At 75.6% G+C, this 5,131-nt stretch carries 5 protein-coding genes; 2 read left to right on the top strand and 3 right to left on the bottom strand.

Translation table 11 applies throughout. From position 1 onward, the window contains the following. Positions 1-7: 7 nt before the first annotated feature. Entirely contained in the window at positions 8-2,404 is a 2,397-nt protein-coding gene (locus tag FGF04_RS38065) for a helix-turn-helix transcriptional regulator (RefSeq protein WP_408055722.1), read from the bottom strand. A gap of 291 nt (positions 2,405-2,695) precedes the next feature. Between FGF04_RS38065 and FGF04_RS38060 the strand changes: the two genes are divergently transcribed. Continuing rightward, on the top strand, positions 2,696-3,343 hold the full coding sequence (locus FGF04_RS38060; protein ID WP_149515961.1) for a class I SAM-dependent methyltransferase: 648 nt from the start codon (positions 2,696-2,698) through the stop codon (positions 3,341-3,343). A gap of 13 nt (positions 3,344-3,356) precedes the next feature. On the opposite strand, the gene FGF04_RS38055 is transcribed toward FGF04_RS38060, so the two are convergent. Together FGF04_RS38055 and FGF04_RS38050 are read right to left on the bottom strand one after the other, a co-directional pair. After that, complete coding sequence (locus FGF04_RS38055) at positions 3,357-3,695, bottom strand: fic family toxin-antitoxin system, toxin component (protein WP_149515960.1); 339 nt, start codon at positions 3,693-3,695, stop codon at positions 3,357-3,359. Between the two features lie 49 nt (positions 3,696-3,744). Next, entirely contained in the window at positions 3,745-3,972 is a 228-nt protein-coding gene (locus FGF04_RS38050) for an antitoxin (RefSeq protein WP_149515959.1), read from the bottom strand. 318 nt (positions 3,973-4,290) lie between these two features. On the opposite strand from FGF04_RS38050, the gene FGF04_RS38045 reads away from it, so the two are divergent. Further along, positions 4,291-5,131, top strand: an 841-nt coding sequence (locus FGF04_RS38045; protein WP_235882718.1) for an ABC transporter ATP-binding protein, incomplete at its 3' end; no start/stop codon positions are given.

Here is a 5,131-nt window from a genome sequence, read left to right as displayed (position 1 = left end):
GCCCCGCTCAGTCCCCCGCAACCAGCAACCGCACCAACTCGATCCGCGACCGTATCCCGAGCCGGTTGAACACCCCCCGCAGATGGTGGTCGATGGTCCGCGGGCTGAGCAGCAGCCGGGACGCGATCTCCCGGTTGGTCGCCCCCTCGGCGGCCATCCGCGCCACCGTGAGCTGCTGCGGGGTCAGCACCCCGACCGTGCCGGGCGCGCCGGCCGGGGACCGGGCCGGCTCCCCCAGGGCCCGCAGCTCCGCCCGGGCCTCGGCCGCGCAGTGCGGCGACCCGAAGTGCTCGAAGGCCTCCAGGGCGCTGTGCAGCCGGTCCCGCGCCTCCGTCCGCCGGCGCAGCCGCCGCAGCGCGCCGCCGAACAACAGCTCCGTACGGGCCCGTTCGAAGTCGCGGGTGCCGCCCGCGTGCAGGTCGAGGGCCGTCCGGTAGTGGTCGGCGGCCTCGTCCCCGGTGGCCAGCAGCGCCCGGCACCGGGCGCTCAGCGCCAGCTCGTCCGCGCTGCCCACCACGCTCGCCCAGCGGTCGTAGTCGGCGTGGGCGCTGCGCGCGACCCGGGTGTCGCCGGTACGGACCGCGGCCTCCACGTAGTGCGGGACGGCGGAGTGGCGGATGACCCGGTGGCCGTGCCCGGGGCCGAATCCGGCGAGGGCGCGCAGCCGGGACGCGGAGGCCGCGTAACGCCCCGTGCTGAGGTCGAGGAAGGCGAGCGCCCACAGGGCGAGGGCGGCGGGCAGCCCGAGGCCGCGCTCCAGGGCGTGCGTACGGGCCACCTCGGCGCGTGCCCGGCAGAGCTCCTGGTCGCCGGTGACGGCCGCGAACATGGCGAGGGCGGCCTGCAGGTGGCAGGCCCCGTTGTCCTGTCCGGTGGCGTACGCCTGCCGCAGGGCGTCCAGCGCGGCCGCCTCCGCGGACCGGGGGCGCCCCGTCCAGAACTCGGCGTACGCACCGAACTCCATGGCCTGCGGCACGACCGCGGGTTCGCCCGCCGCACGGGCCGCGGCGGCGGCCCGGACGGCCGACGCGGCGGCCCGGGTGTGGTCGCCCAGCAGCAGCGCGGCGATGGAGGAGTGGATCAGCGCGGTGGGGCCGCTGCCCGGGCCGCAGCGTCCGGCCGCCGTCCGCAGCAGGTTCCGGGCGTCCTCGTAGCGTCCCTCGGACGCCGCGACCAGCCCTCCGAGGGTGCCCGGCGGCGTGATGCGGAACCGGGCCGCGACGGCCGCGGCCTCGCGGCAGCGACGCAGGTCACCGGTGTAGAGGGCGGCTTCGGTGGCACGTGCCACCAGGTGCGCGGCGACGTCGGCCCCGGACGGACGCACGACCGCACCGGCCGGACGCCGCCTCACCACAGCCGCAGCCGCAGCCGCACCACCATGCCCCGCACCGGCCTCGGCGCCACGGCCCGCAGTGCTCTCCGTGCCACGGTCCGCAGCGCTCTGCGTGCTCTCCTCCGCGCCACACCCTGTGTCGCGTCGCGTCCCGGGCCGCGTGCCGCGCCCGGCGCTGCCCACCGCTCCCGTGAGCAACGCGTCGAACGCCTCCGTGGCGTTCCCCGCGCGCAGGGCCAGCAGTCCGCCGAGCCCCTCGACGTCCCGGTCCGCGTGGGCGGCCAGCCGGCGGGCCCGGTCGCCGTCGCCCGAGTGCCACGCGTCGGCGGCGGCGCGGGCCAGCAGGCGCGGGCGTTCGCGCGGGTCGGGGGTGAGTGCGGCGGCCCGTTCGAGGAGCGCGCAGGCCAGCGCGTGTTCCCCGGCGGCGCGCGCCTCGTGCGCCGTGGCGCGCAGTTCGGCGGCCAGGCGCCGGCTGGGGCCGAGCGCGGCGGCGGCCCGGTGCCAGGACCGGCGGGGCGCCTCGCCCTCGCCGCGCAGGACCCTGGCGAGGAGGCGGTGCGCCTCGCGCCGGTCGGCCGCGGGCGCGCTCTCGTAGGCGGCGACGCGGGTCCAGGCGTCCCGGAAGACGACACCCGTGGACGTCGTGCGCGCCAGCCCGGCCGCCTCGGCGTCGTCCAGGGAGCGGGCGTCCAGGCGGAGTGCGGCCACGGCCCGCCCGTAGGCGTGCGCGGCGAACGGGTACTGGTCGGCGGCGGCTATCAGCAGCAGGCGGCGGGTGTCCGGCGCGAGCCGGCGGAGCGCGGGCCGCAGCGTGCGCAGCAGGCCGGGCACCGCGGCGAGGGGGTCGGCGGGCAGCGGTTCGAGACCGGCCCGCTGGCGCTCGCCGAGGACAGCGGTCAGCTCCGCCGCGGCGAGCGGATCGCCGTGCACGGCGGACAGCACCCGGACCCGGACGCCCTCGGACAGCGGAGTGCGCGCGTACGCGTGCGGCGCGTCGTCCGGTGGTTGCGAAGCGTGCGTCGAGGGCGGTGGCGAAGGGTGCGACAGAGGTGGGGGGTTCACCGGAGTCACCACGTCCTTCACGTTACTGGCGGGTCAAGTGACCCGTAAAGACTGGTGCTTGAGCCGATGTGGCGCGCGTAGACCCGACCGGTGGCTCCTGCCCGGCGGACAGCCCCCCGCACCGGCCGCCGGCCGGGACCCGCCGGGCCGCGGACGGGTGAGCGGGGCGCTGCCGGGGGACAATCGCGGTAGGTCCGCACCCCGAGGGGAGACCGCATGCGACCGCTCGGTTCCAGGAGCGCCCGAAGCGACAGCACCGCCAGGAGCGCCAGAAGCGGCAGGGGCGCGCAGGGCGGCACGATGTCCCCGGCCGCGGTGCACCACCCGCTGTTCGCCCGCTTCTACGCCCGGCTCAGCGTGGCGGCCGAGCCGGCGATCGGGGTCCACCGCGACGAGCTGCTCGCCGGGCTGCACGGCCGGGTCATCGAGATCGGCGCGGGCAACGGGCTGAACTTCGCGCACTGTCCGGGCACGGTCTCGGAGGTCGTCGCGATCGAACCGGAGCGTCGGCTGCGGCAGTTGGCCGTGACCGCGGCCCTGCGCTCCGAGGTGCCGGTCGACGTGGTGCCGGGGGTGGCGGAGGCCCTGCCGGTCAAGAGCGAGGCGTTCGACGCGGCCGTCGTGTCCCTGGTGCTGTGCAGCGTACGGGACCTGCCGCGGGCCCTCGCCGAGATCCGCCGCGTGCTGCGCCCGGGCGGTGAGCTGCGCTTCTTCGAGCACGGCAGGGGCGGTGGCCGTGCGATGACGGCCGGTCAGCGCGTCCTGGACCGCACGGTGTGGCCGCCGCTGTTCGGCGGCTGCCACGTGAGCCGGGACCCGGTCGGCGCGATCAGGGACGCGGGGTACGAACTGGGGCCCTACCGGCGGTTGCTGGTGCCCGACAAGGGGCCGCGCACGCCCAGCTCGTACTGCGTGCTGGGCACGGCCAGGCGCCCGCCGAAGTCCTGAGCGCGCCTGCGTCTCACAGGGTCCACCGGCGCAGCTCGCGCGCGATGTCCCGGACGGTCGCCCCACCGGTCTTGGTGAGTCTGGCCAGGTCGCGGACCTGCTCGGGCGAGGTGACGACCTTCAGGCCGCTGGCGACGAGGTAGGCGTACGCGACGGCCATGGCGAACATCGCGTTCGACCGTTCGAGCGCGGGGACGTGCAGCAGGACCTGGAGCAGGGCGGCGGCGCGGTCGTGCGGGGTGTCGTAGACGGGGACGCCGAAGATCTCGGCGCCGTGCCGGCCGACGGCGGCGACGAGGGCGCCCCAGTCGGTGACCTGCGGGTCCCCCGGCGTCTTCTGCTCGGCGACCATGAGGAGCCAGGCCAGGTCGACCCTGATGTCCAGCGGTTCGTTCAAGGGCTCAGCTACGGCCTTCCCGGTCCGTGCCGAACTCCTCGGCGAAGACGGACTCGTACTGCTTCATGAAGTCGGCGGCGGCCTCGACGAAGGTGTGGCCGGCCTCCCCGGTGTCCTGCCTGACCAGCTCCTCGATGTAGCGGTTGACGCTCATCCCGCGGGCCAGGGCGCGTTCCCGCGCGGCCCGGGCGGTGCCCTCGTCCACGCGTACGTTCAGCTGGGTCTTCGCCATACCTCGAAGCTAGCGCCGAAATGCTAGCAACGGCAAGGGCGCACGGGGGTGACCTCTCCCCCACCGGCCACCTCCGGGAGCCGCCGGTGCGCCTCCGAAGGCTGCTGGTGCGCCCCTCGAAGGCCGCCGGTGGCTCCTGAGAGCGGCCACTACGCCCCTGATGACCACCCCGCTCCCCTAAGGGTGTCCCTTACACAGACCCTGAGGTGACCGCCCTGCGGCGGAGGACGACCGGCACTTCGGGGGGATACCGGGTGTGCCCCCGGTCACACTAGGCTCGCCCGCGGACACCGAAGTCCGATCCCAGGGGAGGCGGCCTTGTCCACAGCAGCTGCGGAGCACGCCCTCGGGCGCACGGACGCCGAAGAGGTGGCGGCCCGCGCCCGGGGACTGACGAAGGCGTACGGATCGGGTGAGACGGCCGTGCTCGCCCTCGACTCGGTCGACGTGGACATCGCGCGCGGCCGCTTCACGGCGGTCATGGGCCCCTCGGGCTCGGGGAAGTCCACCCTGATGCACTGCCTGGCGGGGCTCGACAACGTCTCGGCCGGGCAGGTGTGGCTGGGCGGCACCGAGATCACCGGGCTGAAGGAACGCGAGCTGACCCGGCTGCGGCGCGACCGGATCGGCTTCATGTTCCAGTCGTTCAACCTGATCCCGACCCTGAACGCGGCGGAGAACATCACGCTGCCCATGGACATCGCGGGCAAGAAGCCCGACGAGAAGTGGCTGGACCAGGTCGTCGACCAGCTCGGCCTGCGCGACCGCCTCAAGCACCGGCCCGCGCAGCTCTCCGGCGGCCAGCAGCAGCGGGTGGCCTGCGCCCGGGCGCTCGCCTCGCGCCCCGAGCTGATCTTCGCGGACGAGCCGACCGGCAACCTCGACTCGCGCGCGGGCCTGGAGGTCCTGGGCTTCCTGCGGGACGCCGTGGACGAGCTGGGGCAGACCGTCGTCATGGTCACGCACGATCCGGGCGCGGCGGCCCACGCCGACCTGGTCCTCTTCCTCGGGGACGGGCGGATCGTGGACGAGATGGCCCGGCCCACCGCCGAGGCGGTGCTGGAACGCATGAAGCGGTTCGACACCCTGCGCGGGACGTACGACGAGGAAGCCGACCACGGCCAGAAGGACGGATCCGAACAGGGCGGCACCCCCGCCC

Origin of the sequence: Streptomyces apricus, from assembly GCF_008369065.1 — a bacterium.
GTDB lineage: Bacteria > Actinomycetota > Actinomycetes > Streptomycetales > Streptomycetaceae > Streptomyces > Streptomyces apricus.
The sequence above is the reverse complement of the archived record's forward strand: the minus strand, read 5'-3'. Positions and strand labels throughout refer to the sequence as shown.

Excerpts from the sequence above, each read along its gene's own strand:
- FGF04_RS38055 (WP_149515960.1), bottom strand. The coding sequence starts at position 3,695 with ATGGTCGCCGAGCAGAAGACGCCGGGGGACCCGCAGGTCACCGACTGG.
- FGF04_RS38060 (WP_149515961.1), top strand. The coding sequence starts at position 2,696 with ATGTCCCCGGCCGCGGTGCACCACCCGCTGTTCGCCCGCTTCTACGCC.
- FGF04_RS38050 (WP_149515959.1), bottom strand. The coding sequence starts at position 3,972 with ATGGCGAAGACCCAGCTGAACGTACGCGTGGACGAGGGCACCGCCCGG.